Source organism: Streptomyces kanamyceticus (assembly GCF_008704495.1).
Lineage (GTDB): Bacteria > Actinomycetota > Actinomycetes > Streptomycetales > Streptomycetaceae > Streptomyces > Streptomyces kanamyceticus.
On sequence record NZ_CP023699.1, the window covers coordinates 762,049 to 776,803 of the forward strand.

Below are 14,755 nucleotides of genomic sequence, written 5' to 3' on the forward strand. Positions count from 1 at the left end.
CTTCGTCTCGTCTCGTCTCACGTCACGTCACGTCCGCGGAAGCGGCCTCAGCCTCGGCCTCGATGAAGCGCACGAGCCTCGCGGTGCCCTCCGCGATCTGGGCGGGCGTCAGATAGCTGGTGGACAGGCGCATGCCGTGCAGGCCGCCGCCACCGGGATGGAAGTACGTCATCGGCGTCCAGATGACGCCGAAGTCCTGAGCCGACCTGGTCAGCGCCGCGTTGTCCGCGCGGAAGGGCACGTGGACGGTCAGGAAGAAGCCGCCGGTGGGTTCGTTCCACCGCACACCCAGCGCGTCCCTGCGCTCGCTCGGCAGGCGGGTGTCCAACTCCCTGAGCGTGGCCCGCATGGCGTCGCCGTAGTACTGGGAGGCCGCCGCGTTCAGCTCCGAGACCCGGCCGCCCGCCGCGAGCAGCGTGCCCGCGACGGCGGCCTGGCTGAGCGAGGACGTGTTGACCGTCACCATGCTCTTGATCTTGGCGAGTTCGTCGGCGAGCAGCCCGGTGCGGCCGCGGTCGTCGACGACGGGCTGGTCGGCGATCACGAAGCCGACCCGGGCGCCCGGGAAGACCGTCTTGGAGAACGAGCCCAGGTGCACGACCGCGTGTGCGCGGTCCATGGACTTCAGGGTCGGCAGCGGCGGCCCCGGGCTGACCAGCCGGTAGGGGCTGTCCTCCAGGATGAGGATGTCGTGCCGGGCGGCGAGGTCGAGCAGTTCGGCACGGGCCGTCTCGCCCATCGTGGTGCCCGAGGGATTGGAGTGGTCGGGTACGACGTAGAAGGCGCGGGGTCGTCGGCCGCGTGCCTTCTCGGCCCTGAGCACCGCCTCCAGATCGGCGCAGGAGACGCCGTCCGCGCGCTCCTCGACCGGGGTGACGGGGATGTCCAGGAGCCGGGCCGCGCCCGCGATCCCCACGTAGCAGGGGCTGGAGACCAGGAGTACGTCGTCGGGCCCGCTGATGAGCGCGCGCAGCACCAGGAGCATCGCCTCCTGGGCGCCGACCGTCACCACGACGGACTCGGCGGGCACGTCGATGTTCTCGTCGACGCGCAGCGAGTCGGCGATGATCTCGCGGATCTGCCCGGCGGTGGGCCCGTACTGGTACATCGCGGTGCGGATGTCCTGCGGTGAACTCCCCTGCTCCGCGAGGTGGTTGAGGTAGCGGCGCAGATGGCTGAAGATCTGCTCGCTGTCGAAGAAGCCGTCGTACGGGCGCCCCGGCGCGAAGGAGATCGCGTCCGGATAGCGGGAGGTGATCTCGTTGAGGAAGGTCATCGTGTCCAGGACGGGATCACGGACGCTGGCGTGCAGTTCGGACTTGCGAAGGGCCACGGTCCTGGTGCCCGCGGACCGCGGCGCGTCCGGCGCCCGGTGCGCGGTCCTGATCAGACCGGGTGCGATGTCGGCTGCCGTGCCGGTCCCCGTGAACGCCATCGCCTCGCCCAACTCCCGTACGAGACCGTCCAGTGCCTCCGTGACGCCCGCGCGCCCACCGGCTCGCAGCCCGTCGAGGACCGGGCGTCCCGCGAACACCGCGTCGGCGCCCGAGGCGAGCGCGGCCAGGACGTCCGCGCCGCGCCGCACGCCGCCGCTCAGCAGGAGGGGACAGCGCCCCGCCACGGTCCGCGCGATCTCGGGCAGCGCCTCCAGGGCGTCGACCACGATCCCGTCGGCGCCGCTCTCCAGGGCGCGCAGCGCGTCGGCGGCGCCGTGGACACCCGCGACGAGCAGCGGCAGGCCGGTGACCGCGCGCAGGCCGGTCACGTCGGACCAGTCGGCGGTGGCGCCGAGCAGGGCGTGCACGTCGGCGACCGGGCCCTGCCAGCCGAGGTTGACGGGGGCCGCCACGCGCCTGAGGCGGATGTCGTCGCGGTCGCCGACGGCGAGGAGGAGCGCGCCGATCCCGGCGTCCTCGGCCTGCCCGGCGAGCCGACGTGCCGTGTCCCGGTCGGCGAAGGCGTAGGTGCGCAGCCACAGCGGGGCGTCGGTGGCCGAGGCCAGCTCGGCGAAGGTGCGTTCGGCGAAGGCGCTGATCACGGCCGGGAGTCCGGCCGTCCCCGCGGCCTGGACGACGGCGAACTCGCCGCCAGGACGCGCCGGTGCGTCCAGCGGGCCGACGACCAGGGGCGCCGCCCACACCCTGTCGAGGATCTTCACGCCGGTATCGGGCGGGCCGGGATTGCGCGGGGTGCACTGGCGCAGGCCGATGCGGTCGAACAACGCACGGTTGGCGACGGAGGCGCGCTCCGGCCCGGTGGCCGGGAGGTGGTCCCCGGTCGGCAGGTGATCGCCGGGGTTGCCCGGGCCCAGACCACCGCTGGAACCGTGCTGGCCGCTCGATCCACGATTCCTCTTGGCCGCCGAATTGCCGGGAGCGGACGCGGGAGCCGATTTCCCGCTCTTACCTTCGTACCCTCGCGCAATCCGCGCGGAGCCGTCGGAGCGCTGTCCCGCCATGTATTTCCCCCCGCCATCCGGCAGTTAGCAAGAATGTTTCATCTGCCGCTCAGACTCACATGAATCACCACAGTCCAACAACGCCGTCCAACCGCCCGAAACGTGCACTTGGACAGCTCTGGACGCACCTGGACACCGCGGGGGAACAGAGGTGTTCACCGCTCCCCCTGTTCCCTCATTCCCGCAGCGAAGGGAGCCGCGCGGCGCCGTGTTCGCGTACGGCCTCCCACCCGTCGGCGCGCAACTCCGCCACCATCCGCTCGGCGACCGGCGGCGGCACGGTGAACCGGGCGGCGAGCCCTGAGCCGCCGTCCGCGCCCGTGTCCACGCCCGCGTCCACGGCGGCGTCCTCCGCCACCACGCCGAGTTCCGTGACGGCGGCAAGGAGCCGGGCCAGCTCCCCGGGGCGATCGGGGACGCCCACCCGTACCCGGTGGCCGCCCGCCGACGCGGCCCGCCCGGTCCCCGGAATCCCGGCGAGCCCCGAGATGCCCCGGTCCAGGAGGTCCACGAGCGTGCGCATCCCGTGGTCGCCGTCCCCGCCGCCGGGCTCGGCGAGCGCGTCGAGCGCGGGGACGAGGCGGGACAGATCGGTGTGCAGGTCCTTGAGGACGCCCGCGACGGCCGGGGCGTTGGACCGCAGGATGTCGCCCCAGAGCCGGGAGTCGCCGCCCGCGATCCGGGTGGCGTCACGCAGTCCCTGACCTGCGACCAGGGAGAGCGCGGGGGGCCCTTCGCGCAGCCGGGCGGCGATCAGGCTGGCCATCAGGTGCGGTACGTGGGAGGTCACGGCGACGGCGGCGTCGTGCTCCTGACTGCGCATCACGACGGGAACGGCACCGCACAGCTCCACCAGTTCGAGCGCCCGGTCGAAGGTCTCGTCCGAGGTCAGCGCGGACGGGGTGAGCACCCAGTTGCGGTCGAGGAACAGCTCGGCGCGGGCCGCGAGCGGGCCCGAGCGCTCCCGGCCCGCCAGGGGGTGCCCGCCGATGTAGCGGTCGGGGGCGGGGGCGCGGCTCAGCGCGGCGCGCTCCGGGGCCGCCTTCACGCTGGCCACGTCCGTGTAGCAGCGGGCGAGACCGCGCTCCTGTGCCTCGATGAGCACGGCGCAGACCTGGCTGGGCGGTACGGCGATGACGGCCAGGTCCACCGGCTGCGCGGGCGTGGCCGCCACTCCGGCGCCGAGGGCCTCGGCCGTCCTCGCGGCAGCCTCGGTGCGGTCGGAGAGGTACACCGTCACGCCCCGCCCGCACGCGGCGAGCGCGACCGACGTGCCGATCAGGCCCGTGCCGATGACGGCCATGGTGCGCATCACAGGACTTCCCCCGTCCGAAAGGCCGTCGGCCATAAAGCGAAAGGCCCCCCGACTTTATGCAGGTGACGCCCCGCCCACCAAGCCGCCGAGCCTTTCCCGGACTCGTCCATATGGTCCGTGGCCAGATGGGAGATCAGAACCGTAGAGTCCCAGGAGCCCATTTCTCTCCGGATTCTGGAGACACACATGCGGGATTTATCGAAATCAGCGGATCCGCTCGCGGATCTCTCCATCGATTACGTCGAGTTGTACGTCGAAGACGTGGACGCGGCGGCGTCCTCCTGGGTCGAGCGGTACGGCTTCGCGGTGGTGGGGACCGGTGGTTCCGCGGACCACCGCGGCATCGCGCTGCGCCACGGGAAGATCGCGCTCGTCGTCACCCAGGCGGTGTCGGAGCAGCACCCCGCATCGGCGTACGTCCTCGAACACGGCGACGGCGTCGCCGACATCGCGCTGCGCACCGCCGACGTCGAGGCGGCCTTCGACGCCGCGGTCGCACGCGGCGCGCTCGCCCACCGCCGCCCCGAACGGCACACGGCAGACGGCGGACCGGGGGTCACCGCCGCGCTCCGCGGCTTCGGGGACCTCGTCCACACGCTCGTGCAGCGGGACCCCGCGGCGCCGTCCGGGCTGCCCGTCGGATTCGAACCGGTGCCAGGCGCGGACGGCGAAGGGGCCCCTGACGTCGGCCTCGTCGACCTCGACCACATCGCGGTCTGCCTCAACGCGGGCGACCTGGACCCGATGGTCGACTACTACTGCGACACCCTCGGCTTCCGGAACGTCTTCGAGGAGCACATCGTCGTCGGCACCCAGGCGATGGAGTCGACGGCCGTGCAGGGCGCCTCGGGCACCGTGACGCTGACGCTCATCGAGCCCGACGTCTCGGCCGCCTCCGGGCAGGTAGACGACTTCCTCAAGAGCCATCAGGGCGCGGGCGTCCAGCACTTGGCGTTCTCCGCGCGCGACGCGGTGGACTCGGTCCGTGCCCTCTCCGACCGCGGCGTCACCTTCCTGCGCACCCCCTCCTCGTACTACGACCGGCTCGGCCGCCGGGTCGATCTGACCTCGGAACGCCTGGACGACCTGCGGGCGACGAACGTGCTCGCCGCCGAGGACCACGACGGCCAGCTCTTCCAGATCTTCACCGCCTCGGCCCACGCGCGGGGCACGCTGTTCTTCGAGATCATCGAACGCCAGGGCTCCGCGACCTTCGGCAGCGCGAACATCAAGGCGCTGTACGAGGCGGTGGAGGTGGAGCGGACGAAGCAGCGTGGCTTCCACCGTCGCTGACCTGCTCTGCCTGGCCGACGTCGAGCGGGCGGCCGCCGCGGTCCTGCCCGCCGACGTCCGGGACTTCGTCGCCGGGGGCAGCGGCACGGAGACGACGCTCGACGCCAACCGGGCCGCCCTGGACCGGGTGTTCCTCGTCCCGAGGGTGCTCCGCGACGTGTCCCGGTGCTCGACGGAAGCGACGCTGCTCGGGCACCGGTACGGGATGCCGGTGGCCCTGGCGCCGGTCGCCTACCAGCGGCTCCTGCACCCCGACGGCGAGCTGGCCGCGGCCCGCGCGGCGAAGGCCGCGGGGGTGCCGTTCACCGCGAGCACGCTGAGCAGCGTGCCCGTGGAACAGCTCACGGCGATCGGCGGGAGCGTCTGGTTCCAGCTGTACTGGCTGCGCGAGCCCGGCCGCTCGCTCGATCTGGTCGCCCGGGCGGCGGACGCGGGCGCGGAGGCGGTGATGCTCACTGTGGACGTGCCGTGGATGGGGCGCAGGCTGCGCGACGTGCGCAACCGCTTCGCGCTGCCCGACCGGGTGCGGGCCGCGCACCTCGACGACCGTCCCTCGGCCGCGCACCGGGCCACGTCCGGCGCGGGTTCCGCGCTCGCCGTCCACACGGGCGCGGCGTTCTCGCCCGCCCTGACGTGGTCGGCCGTCGCGGAGGTGCGTGAGCGCACCAGCCTTCCGCTGATCCTCAAGGGCGTACTGGCCCCCGAGGACGCGGTGCGCGCCGTGGAGTGCGGGGTCGACGCCGTGGTGGTCTCCAACCACGGGGGCCGCCAGCTCGACGGCGCCGTACCGAGCGCGGACGCGCTGCCCGCCGTGGTGGCGGCCGTCGCCGACCACTGCGAGGTCCTGTTGGACAGCGGCGTACGCACCGGCACGGACGTGCTCAGGGCGCTTGCCCTAGGCGCGTCCGGCGTCCTGATCGGCCGCCCGCCGCTCTGGGGCTTGGCCCTGGCGGGCGAACCGGGCGTACGCCACGTGCTTCACCTGCTCGCGGAGGAACTCAAGGACGCCTTGGGCCTGGCGGGATGCGCGACAGTACCGTCAGCATCCCGCATACACACGACGCACGCCCGGTAGCGGGGGGGCGCCCCGTAAGGGGCGCGGGGAACTGCGCGCCCAGCCACGAATCACCGGCGGAGAACAACGAGACACGGCGGCAGGCCCAGGCGGCACGCCGGGCCCCGACTCGCGCCAAGGCCCACGGCCTAGAATCGTGGGGTTTGTCCCCGAGCCACGTACGGAGCCCCCATGCACAGCCGCCCCCACGACCCGTTCGTCCGTGTCCGGGGTGCCCGCGAGCACAACCTCCAGGGCGTCGACGTGGACATTCCGCGCGACGTGCTCGCGGTCTTCACGGGCGTCTCCGGCTCCGGCAAGTCCTCGCTCGCCTTCGGGACGATCTACGCCGAGGCCCAGCGGCGCTACTTCGAATCCGTCGCGCCGTACGCCCGCAGGCTCATCCACCAGGTGGGTGCCCCGAAGGTCGGCGAGATCACCGGGCTGCCGCCCGCGGTCTCGCTCCAGCAGCGCCGCTCCGCGCCGACGTCCCGTTCGTCCGTCGGCACGGTCACCACTCTCTCGAATTCGCTGCGGATGCTGTTCTCACGTGCGGGCACCTACCCCGAGGGCGCCGAGCGGCTCGATTCGGACGCGTTCTCGCCGAACACGGCCGCCGGTGCGTGCCCCGAGTGCCACGGCCTCGGCCGCGTGCACCGCACCACCGAGGAACTGCTCGTCCCCGACCCCTCGCTCTCCATCCGCGAGGGCGCCGTCGCGGCCTGGCCCGGCGCCTGGCAGGGCAAGAACCTCCGCGACGTCCTGGACACGCTCGGCCACGACGTGGACCGTCCCTGGCGCGAGCTGCCGCCCGAGGACCGGGAGTGGATCCTGTTCACGGACGAGCAACCGGTGGTGACCGTGCACCCGGTGCGCGACGCGGGCCGCATCCAACGCCCTTACCAGGGCACGTACATGAGCGCCCGCCGCTATGTGATGAAGACCTTCTCGGACTCCAAGAGCCAGACGCTGCGCGCGAAGGCCGAACGGTTCCTGACGAGCGCGCCGTGTCCGGCGTGCGGCGGGAGCAGGCTGCGCCCCGAGGCGATGGCGGTCACCTTCGCGGGCCGTACGATCGCGGAGCTCGCGGCGCTGCCGCTGTCCGAGCTGGCCGACGCCCTCGCGGGGGCGGCGGATTCGTCGGAGACCGCGCGCGTCCTGACCGGGGACCTGCTGGCCAGGATCGCGACGGTCACCGAGCTCGGCCTCGGCTATCTGAGCCCGGACCGCGCGACGCCCACCCTCTCGGCGGGCGAACTGCAGCGCCTTCGCCTGGCGACGCAGCTCCGCTCGGGCCTGTTCGGCGTGGTGTACGTCCTTGACGAACCGTCAGCCGGACTCCATCCCGCCGACACTGAAGCCCTGTTGACGGTTCTCGACCGCCTGAAGGACGCGGGCAACTCCGTCTTCGTCGTGGAGCACCACCTCGATGTCGTACGCCACGCGGACTGGCTCGTCGACGTGGGGCCGCAGGCGGGCGAGCACGGCGGCAAGGTGCTGCACAGCGGCCCGGTGGCGGAGCTCGCGGGGGTCGACGCGTCGGCGACGGCCCGCTTCCTCTTCAACGACGAGCCGCCCGCGGACCGTCAAGTGCGCACTCCGCAGGGCTGGTTGAAGCTCGGCCCGGTGAGCCGTCACAATCTGCGCGAGGTGACGGCCGAGGTCCCGCTCGGCGCCTTCACCGCGGTGACCGGCGTCTCGGGGTCCGGCAAGTCCACGCTCGTCGGTGAGATCACCGAGGAGCTCGCGGGGGTGGGCCGTCTGGTCTGCGTGGACCAGAAGCCGATCGGCCGCACGCCGCGCTCCAACCTGGCCACGTACACCGGCCTCTTCGACGTCGTACGCAAGGTCTTCGCGGCGACCGGCACGGCGAAGGAGCGCGGCTACGGAGTGGGCCGGTTCTCCTTCAACGTGGCGGGCGGGCGCTGCGAGACCTGCCAGGGCGAGGGCTTCGTCAGCGTCGAACTGCTCTTCCTGCCCAGTACGTACGCGCCCTGCCCGGACTGTGCGGGCGCCCGCTACAACCCCGAGACGCTCGAAGTGACCTACCACGGGCGGAACATCGCGCAGGTGCTCGACCTCACGGTGGAGGCGGCAGCGGACTTCTTCGCGGACACCGACACCCCGGCCGTCGTACGCAGCCTGCGCACGCTGCTCGACGTGGGCCTCGGCTATCTGCGGCTCGGCCAGCCCGCCACCGAACTCTCCGGCGGCGAGGCCCAGCGCATCAAACTGGCCAGCGAGTTGCAGCGGGTGCGCCGCGGTCACACCCTCTACCTCCTGGACGAGCCGACGACGGGCCTGCACCCCGCCGACGTCGAGGTCCTCACCCACCGTCTGCACGAGCTGGTCGACGCGGGGAACTCCGTGGTGGTCGTGGAGCACGACATGGCGGTGGTGGCCGGTGCCGACTGGGTGATCGACCTGGGCCCCGGCGGCGGCGACCGCGGTGGACTGATCGTGGCGGCGGGCACCCCGGCGCAGGTGGCGCGCGCCGAGGGCAGCAGGACCGCCCCGTACCTGGCGAGGGCGCGCGGCGGCACCCGACCGCATCGGGCACAGGATGTCGGGTCCTCCGGGGTGCCCACTGCCTAGCGTGGTGATCACGAACAAGGAAGGAGGCCGGGCGTGCTGGAGCGGCTCAACCAGGTCATGGAGCACATCGAGCGGCAGCTGACGGAGGTGATCGAGGTGGCGGTGCTCGCGCGCACCGCGGCCACCTCGGAGTACCACCTGCGCCGGATGTTCTCCGCGCTCGCGGGGATGCCGCTGTCGGAGTACATCCGGCGCAGGCGGCTCACCGTCGCCGGTGCCGAGGTGCTCGCGGGCCGGGAGTCGCTGTTGGACATCGCCGTGCGCTACGGATACGGCTCGGGCGAGGCGTTCGCCCGCGCGTTCCGTGCCGTGCACGGCGTCGGTCCCGGCGAGGCGAGGCGCGGCGGCGCCGCGCTCGTCTCCCAGCCCCGGCTGTCCTTCCGCCTCACCGTCGAAGGGAGCAGCAGCATGCGCTATCGCGTCGTGGACAAGCCGGACTTCACCGTGGTCGGGCCGAAGGCCCGGGTACCCCTGGTGCACGTGGGTCCGAACCAGGCGATCATCGATTTCGTGCGCGGGATCGCGCCGGGGACCATGGAGTCCCTGGCGAAGCTGTCGGACCAGGAGCCGCACGGCACCGTCGCGGTCTGCGACGACCTGGACCCCGGCCGCGCCGAGGGCACCGAACTCGACTACTACCAAGGGGTGATCACCGCCGCACCGGGACCCGAGTCCCTCCCCGACGGCAGCACCGCCCTCGCCGTGCCCGCGGGCACCTGGGCGGTCTTCACCACGTCGGGTCCGGCACCGGAGGCCATCCAGTACCTGTGGCGGGACGTGTTCACGGAGTGGTTCCCCGCCAACCCGTACCGCACCCGTCCCGGACCGGAGATCCTGCGCACCCGGATGTCCCCCGACCGGAACGAGGCCGAGGCCGAGCTGTGGCTGCCGGTGGAGCGCGAACAGGGCTGACCGGCTGCGACGCCTACCGGGGCGGGCGCTCACCCGCCCCGGTAGGCGTCGCGAAGGCGGGACTTGGCCAGCTTGCCGGTGGGGGTGCGCGGCAGGCGTTCGGTGAAGTCGACGCTGCGCGGCGCCTTGTAGTGCGCGATGCGTTCGCGCGCGAAGTCGATGAGGGCGCGCTCCAGTTCGGGTCCGGGGACGATCCCGCGCTCGACCTGGACGACCGCCTTGACCGACTCCCCCATCTCGGCGTCGGGCACGCCGACGACGGCCACGTCGGCGACGGCCGGGTGCAGCACGAGCACGTCCTCCGCCTCCTGCGGATAGACGTTCACACCACCCGAGATAATCATGAACGCCTTGCGGTCGGTGAGGAAGAGGTAGCCGTCCTCGTCGACGTGGCCGATGTCTCCGGTGGTGGTCCAGTTGGGGTGTTCGGGGTGCTGCGCCTCGCGGGTGCGGTCGGTGTCGTTGTGGTACCGGAAGGCCACGTCGTCGCGTTCGAAGTAGACGGTCCCCGTCTCCCCCGCGGCCAGCACCCGCCCCGACTCGTCACAGATCCGCAGCACCCCGATGACCCCGTCCCGGCCCACCGAGCCCGGCTTGCGCAACCACTCGTCGGGGGCGATGAAGGTGATGCCGTTGCCCTCCGTCGACGAGTAGTACTCATACAGGACGGGCCCCCACCACTCCATCATCCGGCGCTTGACCTCGACGGGGCAGGGCGCGGCGGCGTGGATGGCGACCTTCATCGACGACACGTCGTACCGCTCGCGCACCTCGGCGGGGAGCTTCAGCATGCGGACGAACATGGTCGGCACCCACTGACTGTGCGTCACCCGGTGGCGCTGGACGGCCGCGAGGGCGCCCTCCGCGTCGAAGGCGTCCATCAGGACGACCGTGCCGCCGGTCGCGGTGACCACGCCGCAGAAACGCAGCGGCGCCGCGTGGTAGACCGGGGCGGGACAGAGGTAGACGCTGTCCTCGTCGAAGCCGTACGCCGCCTGGAAGATGAGGGTGTACGCCGTGGGCTGTTCGCGCACGTCCCCCTCGGGGAGGGCGGGTTCGACCCCTTTGGGCCGCCCGGTCGTACCGGACGAGTAGAGCATGTCGGTGCCGAGCGGCTGGCGGGCGGGCGGCACGGTGGACGCCGCGTCCAGGGCCTTGTCGTACGTACCGTCGTCGAGCCCGAGCACCAGCGGCGGGCCGCCCGCCAACTCGATGACGGCCGCGCCGAGTTCGGCGAGCGAACCGGAGACGACGAGTGCGGCCGCACCGCAGTCGCGCACGATGTAGGCGGCCTCGTCCGCGCTCAAGTGGTGGTTGACCGCGGTGAGATAGAGACCGGACCGCATGACGGCCCAGTAGACCTCAAGAGCGCGCGGGTCGTTGTCGCAGAGCAGGGCGAGGTGGTCGCCCCTACGCAAGCCTGCGGCCCGCAGATGATCCGCGAGCCGCAGGGAACGTTCTTCGAGTTGTCCGTAGGTGAGGGTCCGAGTGCCGTCGGCGCTGACGACGGCCGTTCTGGCGGGGTCGTACGCTCCCGGATACATCCCGTGAAGGTAACGCCCCGTCAGGGGCGCGGGGAACTGCGCGACAAGCCACGAAGCACCCGCGGGCAACCACGCGGTGGCTACCGACTCACCTTCCGGGTGGCCCGCAACCACTCCTTGTTCATCGCGGCGATGGACGGCAGCGGAATGCCCTTCGGGCAGGCGGTGGCGCACTCACCGGTCAACGTGCACCCGCCAAAGCCCTCTTCGTCCATCTGCGCCACCATGTCGAGGACACGGGTCTCCCGCTCGGGCGCACCCTGCGGAAGCACGTTCAGATGGTTGACCTTGGCCGAGGTGAACAGCATCGCCGACCCGTTGGGGCAGGCGGCCACACACGCCCCGCACCCGATGCACTCCGCGTGCTCGAAGGCGGAGTCCGCGTCCGGCTTGGGCACGGGCGCGGCATGCGCCTCGGGCGCGGCCCCGGTCGGTGCGCTGATGTAGCCGCCGGACTGGATGATGCGGTCGAAGGCGGTGCGGTCCACCACGAGGTCCTTGACGACCGGGAAGGCCGCCGCGCGCCACGGTTCGACGTCGATCGTGTCGCCGTCCTGGAAGGACCGCATGTGGAGCTGGCAGGTGGTGGTGCGCTCGGGGCCGTGCGCGTCGCCGTTGATGACGAGCGAGCAGGCGCCGCAGATGCCCTCGCGGCAGTCGTGGTCGAAGGCGACGGGGTCCTCGCCCTTGAGGATGAGCTCCTCGTTGAGGGTGTCCAGCATCTCCAGGAAGGACATGTCCTGGGAGATCCCGTCCACTTCGTAGGTGGACATGGCGCCGGAGGCGTCGGTGTTCTTCTGGCGCCAGACGCGCAGGGTGAGCTTCATGCGTAGCTCCGCTGAGTGGGGTGGACGTACTCGAAGGCGAGGTCTTCCTTGTGCAGCACGGGAGCCTCGCCGGTGGCGGTGAACTCCCAGGCGGCCGCGTAGGAGAACTCCTCGTCGCGGCGGGCGGCCTCGCCGTCCGGGGTCTGGGACTCCTCGCGGAAGTGGCCGCCGCAGGATTCGGCGCGGTGCAGGGCGTCGAGGCACATGAGCTCGGCGAGCTCCAGGTAGTCGACGATGCGGTTGGCCTTCTCCAGGGACTGGTTGAACTCCTCGCCGGTGCCGGGGACCTTGATCCGGCGCCAGAACTCCTCGCGGATCTGCGGGATGCGCTCCAGGGCCTTGCGCAGCCCCGTCTCGGTGCGGGCCATGCCGCAGAACTCCCACATCACTTCGCCCAGTTCGCGGTGGAAGGAGTCGGGGGTGCGGTCGCCGTCGACGGCGAGGAGCAGGTGGAGCCGGTCCTCGGTCTCGGCGAGGACCTCCTGCACGACGGGGTGCTCCTGGCTCACCTCGTCGTGGTGCGGGTTGCGCGCGAGGTAGTCGTTGATGGTGGAGGGGAGCACGAAGTACCCGTCGGCAAGGCCCTGCATGAGGGCGCTGGCGCCGAGCCGGTTCGCGCCGTGGTCGGAGAAGTTGGCCTCGCCGATCGCGAACAGGCCGGGGACGGTGGTCTGGAGGTCGTAGTCGACCCAGAGGCCACCCATCGTGTAGTGCACGGCGGGGTAGATGCGCATCGGCACCTCGTACGGATTCTCCGCGGTGATCCGCTCGTACATGTCGAAGAGGTTGCCGTACTTCTCCTCGACCTTCTTCTTGCCCATGCGCTGGATGGCGTCGGCGAAGTCCAGGTAGACGCCCTGTCCGCCGGGGCCCACTCCCCTGCCCTCGTCGCAGACGTTCTTCGCGGCGCGCGAGGCGATGTCGCGGGGCACGAGGTTGCCGAAGGAGGGGTAGATGCGCTCCAGGTAGTAGTCGCGCTCGTCCTCGGGGATCTTGTTCGCCGGGCGGTCGTCGCCCTTGGCCTTGGGGACCCAGATGCGGCCGTCGTTGCGCAGCGACTCGCTCATCAGGGTGAGCTTGGACTGGTGGTCGCCGGTGCGCGGGATGCAGGTGGGGTGGATCTGGGTGAAGCAGGGGTTGGCGAAGTGGGCGCCGCGCCGGTGGGCCCGCCAGACGGCGGTGGCGTTGGAGTTCATGGCGTTCGTCGACAGGTAGAAGACGTTGCCGTAGCCGCCGGACGCGAGGACCACGGCGTCGGCGAAGTACGTGTCGATCTTCCCGGTGATGAGGTCACGGGCCACGATGCCCCGCGCCCTGCCGTCCACCACGATCACATCGAGCATCTCGGTGCGCGGATGCATCTCCACGTTGCCCGCGGCGATCTGCCGCGACAGGGCCTGGTAGGCACCGAGGAGGAGCTGCTGGCCCGTCTGCCCGCGCGCGTAGAAGGTCCTCGACACCTGGACGCCGCCGAAGGAGCGGGTGTCCAGGAGCCCGCCGTACTCGCGGGCGAACGGCACGCCCTGGGCGACGCACTGGTCGATGATCTCGACGGAGATCTGCGCGAGCCGGTGCACGTTGGACTCACGGGCCCGGAAGTCGCCGCCCTTGACGGTGTCGTAGAAGAGCCGGTGGATGGAGTCGCCGTCGTTGCGGTAGTTCTTCGCGGCGTTGATGCCGCCCTGCGCGGCGATGGAGTGGGCGCGGCGGGGCGAGTCCTGGTAGCAGAACTGCACGACGTGGTAGCCCTGTTCGGCGAGCGTGGCCCCCGCGGCGCCGCCCGCGAGACCCGTACCCACCACGATCACGGTGTGCTTGCGGCGGTTGGCGGGGTTGACCAGCTTGGCCTCGAAGCGGCGGGTGTCCCAGCGCTCGGCGATCGGCCCGGTGGGGGCCTTGGTGTCGACGACCGGTTCGCCGGTCGTGTACTCGGCGTATTCACGGGAGTAGTTCATGGGTCAGCTCACCAGTCCGGTCATGACGGCGACGGGTACGGAGACGAAGCCCACGACGAGGACGAGCGCGAGGCCGTTGGCCAGGGGCTTGAGGACGCGGTCGCGGGCGGCGGTGCCCACGCCCAGGGTCTGTGCGGCGCTCCACAGTCCGTGCCGCACGTGGAGGCCGAGGGCGAGCACGGCGACGATGTAGATGACGTTGCCGTACCAGGTCGAGAAGGTGTCGATGATGTTCTGGTACGGGTGCAGGTGCTGGTAGTCGCCCGGGTGCACGGTGCCGGTCGTCAGGTCGAGGATGTGCCAGACGATGAAGAGGGCGAGGATGATGCCGCCCCAGCGCATGGTGCGGGTCGCGAAGCTCGCCTCGGGCTTCTTGTGCACGTACTTGGTGGGGCGCGCCCTGATGTCGCGGCGGCTCAGCTGGTACGCGGAGGTGGCGTGCGCGACGACCGCGACGACGAGCACCACGCGGACCAGCCAGAGCGTCCACTCGTAGTGCATGAAGGGCTCACCGACGGTGCGCAGCCAGTGGGCGTAGTGGTTGATCTCCTCGGGCCCGAAGAAGATCTTCAGGTTTCCGACCATGTGGGCGACCAGGTAGAGCAGCATGATCAGACCGCTCACCGCCATCACGGTCTTCTTGCCGATGGTGGAGTCCCACAGCGTGCGGGTCATGGACGGCCGTTTGTCCGTCCGCGTTGCCAGAGCCATGCCCGCGACGCTACGGCCGAAAGTCCCGATCAGTCCAAGAGATGGATCAGCTGATCTCCATAGCCACTGCCTATCAACGGACGTATCGTTC

10 protein-coding genes are annotated in these 14,755 nt (G+C 71.4%); 4 read left to right on the forward strand and 6 right to left on the reverse strand.

What is annotated here, in order from left to right; genetic code table 11:
* Positions 1–22 precede the first annotated feature (22 nt).
* Positions 23–2,458, reverse strand: coding sequence for an aminotransferase class I/II-fold pyridoxal phosphate-dependent enzyme (locus tag CP970_RS45930; protein ID WP_079043210.1), 2,436 nt, complete (start codon positions 2,456–2,458; stop codon positions 23–25).
* Positions 2,459–2,633: 175 nt separating this feature from the next.
* Positions 2,634–3,770 carry a prephenate dehydrogenase gene (locus tag CP970_RS02915; RefSeq protein ID WP_063806003.1) on the reverse strand — a complete coding sequence of 379 codons (1,137 nt, stop codon included), beginning with the start codon at positions 3,768–3,770 and terminating at the stop codon, positions 2,634–2,636.
* Positions 3,771–3,959: 189 nt separating this feature from the next.
* Between CP970_RS02915 and hppD the strand changes: the two genes are divergently transcribed.
* The 4 genes from hppD (at position 3,960) to CP970_RS02935 (ending at position 9,627) form a co-directional block, all read left to right on the forward strand.
* On the forward strand, positions 3,960–5,066 hold the full coding sequence (gene hppD / locus CP970_RS02920; RefSeq protein WP_055544332.1) for a 4-hydroxyphenylpyruvate dioxygenase: 1,107 nt from the start codon (positions 3,960–3,962) through the stop codon (positions 5,064–5,066).
* Positions 5,047–6,141, forward strand: coding sequence for an alpha-hydroxy acid oxidase (locus CP970_RS02925; protein ID WP_055544331.1), 1,095 nt, complete (start codon positions 5,047–5,049; stop codon positions 6,139–6,141). The genes hppD and CP970_RS02925 overlap by 20 nt, the downstream gene beginning before the upstream one ends.
* Positions 6,142–6,312: 171 nt before the next feature.
* Entirely contained in the window at positions 6,313–8,715 is a 2,403-nt protein-coding gene (locus tag CP970_RS02930; RefSeq protein WP_055544330.1) for an ATP-binding cassette domain-containing protein, read from the forward strand.
* A gap of 33 nt (positions 8,716–8,748) precedes the next feature.
* On the forward strand, positions 8,749–9,627 hold the full coding sequence (locus tag CP970_RS02935) for an AraC family transcriptional regulator (RefSeq protein ID WP_055544329.1): 879 nt from the start codon (positions 8,749–8,751) through the stop codon (positions 9,625–9,627).
* 29 nt (positions 9,628–9,656) lie between these two features.
* Here CP970_RS02935 and CP970_RS02940 read toward each other — a convergent pair whose 3' ends face one another.
* The 4 genes from CP970_RS02940 to CP970_RS02955 all read right to left on the reverse strand — a co-directional run bounded on the left by CP970_RS02940 (position 9,657) and on the right by CP970_RS02955 (position 14,664).
* Positions 9,657–11,171, reverse strand: coding sequence for an acyl-CoA synthetase (locus CP970_RS02940; protein WP_150492921.1), 1,515 nt, complete (start codon positions 11,169–11,171; stop codon positions 9,657–9,659).
* An 80-nt stretch (positions 11,172–11,251) separates the two neighbouring features.
* Positions 11,252–11,998, reverse strand: a complete 747-nt coding sequence (locus CP970_RS02945; protein ID WP_055551450.1) for a succinate dehydrogenase/fumarate reductase iron-sulfur subunit — start codon at positions 11,996–11,998, stop codon at positions 11,252–11,254.
* Complete coding sequence (locus tag CP970_RS02950) at positions 11,995–13,953, reverse strand: fumarate reductase/succinate dehydrogenase flavoprotein subunit (protein ID WP_055551447.1); 1,959 nt, start codon at positions 13,951–13,953, stop codon at positions 11,995–11,997. Before CP970_RS02950 ends, CP970_RS02945 begins: the two co-directional genes overlap by 4 nt.
* 3 nt (positions 13,954–13,956) lie before the next feature.
* On the reverse strand, positions 13,957–14,664 hold the full coding sequence (locus tag CP970_RS02955) for a succinate dehydrogenase (RefSeq protein ID WP_079043773.1): 708 nt from the start codon (positions 14,662–14,664) through the stop codon (positions 13,957–13,959).
* Positions 14,665–14,755 lie beyond the last annotated feature (91 nt).

Bases quoted from the DNA above. Each gene is read 5' to 3' on its own strand.
- CP970_RS45930 (WP_079043210.1), bottom strand. From the start codon at position 2,458: ATGGCGGGACAGCGCTCCGACGGCTCCGCGCGGATTGCGCGAGGGTAC.
- CP970_RS02915 (WP_063806003.1), bottom strand. From the start codon at position 3,770: ATGCGCACCATGGCCGTCATCGGCACGGGCCTGATCGGCACGTCGGTC.
- hppD (WP_055544332.1), top strand. From the start codon at position 3,960: ATGCGGGATTTATCGAAATCAGCGGATCCGCTCGCGGATCTCTCCATC.
- CP970_RS02930 (WP_055544330.1), top strand. From the start codon at position 6,313: ATGCACAGCCGCCCCCACGACCCGTTCGTCCGTGTCCGGGGTGCCCGC.
- CP970_RS02940 (WP_150492921.1), bottom strand. From the start codon at position 11,171: ATGTATCCGGGAGCGTACGACCCCGCCAGAACGGCCGTCGTCAGCGCC.
- CP970_RS02945 (WP_055551450.1), bottom strand. From the start codon at position 11,998: ATGAAGCTCACCCTGCGCGTCTGGCGCCAGAAGAACACCGACGCCTCC.
- CP970_RS02950 (WP_055551447.1), bottom strand. From the start codon at position 13,953: ATGAACTACTCCCGTGAATACGCCGAGTACACGACCGGCGAACCGGTC.
- CP970_RS02955 (WP_079043773.1), bottom strand. From the start codon at position 14,664: ATGGCTCTGGCAACGCGGACGGACAAACGGCCGTCCATGACCCGCACG.